2 protein-coding genes are annotated in these 1,875 nt (G+C 73.8%); both read left to right on the plus strand.

Annotation, left to right across the window (positions count from 1 at the left end; all coding sequences use genetic code 11):
• Window positions 1-1,316: hypothetical protein (locus KBX39_RS30215; RefSeq protein WP_210873815.1), on the plus strand; the 1,316-nt coding region annotated here is incomplete at its 5' end.
• Window positions 1,317-1,478: 162 nt separating this feature from the next.
• A partial coding sequence (locus tag KBX39_RS30220) for a winged helix-turn-helix domain-containing protein (protein WP_210873817.1) occupies window positions 1,479-1,875 on the plus strand: 397 nt, incomplete at its 3' end.

A 1,875-nucleotide genomic window follows, 5' to 3' on the forward strand; every position in this document is an offset into this window, starting at 1 on the left:
ACCGGGCGATGACGACCACCGGGGTCGAGGCGGCGCCGGATCTGGGCGCCGCGACGCGGGTACGGTTCCACCCGCTGCGGATCCGGCCGTCCGACGACGACCCGGACTCGGTGGTGGTGGGCCGGCCGGAGGTCGGCGAGTTCGTGGAACTGCCCGCGATCGGCGTCCGTGCCGTCGAGCTGCTCGACGGCGGAGCGCCGATCGGCGTGGCCGAGGAACGGATCGCCGCCGACCACGACGTGGAGCTCGACCTCGTGGACCTGGTGCTCGCGCTGCGGGAGGCGGGCCTGGTGGCCGAGGTCGACGGCCGGCCCGCCGGCGGCGCCCGCCGCGAGGACCGGCCGCACCTGCCCTGGCTGCGGGCCCGGCACGTGCGCTGGCTGTTCGGCCCCGCGGCGAAGGTGGCCTACGTCGCGCTGGTCGCGGCGACGCTGGCCACAGTGGTACGCCGTCCCGAGCTGCTGCCGTCGTACCGGGACTTCTTCTGGACCGGCTACGTCGGTCTCGCCGTGCTCGTGAACACCGTGCTGTTCTCCGGGACGGCGGTGCTGCACGAGTTCAGTCACCTGGTGGCGGCCCGTTCGCTGGACGCGCCGGCCCGGATCCGGTTCGCCACCCGGCTGCACCATCTGGTCCTGGAGACCGACGTGACGGCGATCTGGTCGGTGCCGCGCCGCCACCGGTACCGCGTCTACCTCAGCGGCCTGCTCTGGGATTCCGCCGTGGTGTGCGCCGCGCTGCTGGTGATGGCGTACGCCCGGCCGCATCCGCTGGTCGGCGGCCTGCTGTCCGCCGTCGTTCTGGTGATCGTCATGTCGATGGCGCTGCAACTGCACGTCTACATGCGTACCGACTGCTACTTCGTCCTGCTGGACCTGCTGCGGTGCCGCAACCTGTTCCAGGACGGCTTCGCGTACGCCCGGCACCTGCTGCGCCGGGGTCTGCACGCGGCGCTTCCCGGCCGGATGACACCGTCGGCCGGGGACCCCACCGCCGTCCTGCCGCCGCACGAGCGGCGCGCGGTACGGATCTACGCGCTGGCGGTGGTGGCGGGCAGCGCCGTCGCGTTGTCCAGCTTCGTCCTGTTCGGAATCCCGATCGTCGCGCACGGCGCGATCCAGGCCGGCTCGGCCGTGCTGGCCGGCGCGACCGGCGGAAGCCTGCTCGCGGCCGTGGACGGCGCGCTCGTCCTGCTCGTCGAGGGCACGCTCCAGGCGATGTTCCTGGTCACGTTCTACCGCCGTCACTCCCGGCGGCGCCGGGCGCGGGCCACGTCCGGTCAAGCGCCGCACGCCGCGCCGGACCCGATCGGCTGACCACCGACGACGACCGGACACAGTGGTGTGTCCCCCCGGTCACCGCTGGTACGCGTCACCCCCTGGCCTCGCGCGAACTCGTCTAGGGTGGGGCCGGAGGGCGATCTTGACGTGGTCGCCCGGGTCCGCGCGCTTCGGGGGGAGCGAATGGTGCCGGCGGTCATGTTTCGGCTGCTCGGCCCGGTCGAGGTGTGCCTCGACGATCGGACGGTCCGCGTCGGTGGCCCCCGCAGTCAGGCCATGCTCGCCGCGTTGCTGCTGGAAGCCAACCGGATCGTCCCGGTGTCCCGTCTCATGGACGCGGCCTGGGGCGGCCATCCGCCGGCGAGCGCGGACGTCCAGGTCCGCAACCGGGTCGCGGCGGCGCGACGGGCGCTGCGCGCCGCCGGTCTGCCCGGCGACGTGATCGGCACCCACGGCTCCGGATATCTGCTCACCGTCGCCGAGGGTCAACTCGACCTGGACGTCTTCGAGGAACGGGTACGCCGGGCGGAAGGGCTCCTCGACCGGGGCGGCACCCCGGAGGAGGCGGTGTCCGGGCTGCGCGAGGCGCTGGCGA

Source organism: Micromonospora sp. D75, assembly GCF_018070405.1.
GTDB lineage: Bacteria > Actinomycetota > Actinomycetes > Mycobacteriales > Micromonosporaceae > Micromonospora > Micromonospora chalcea.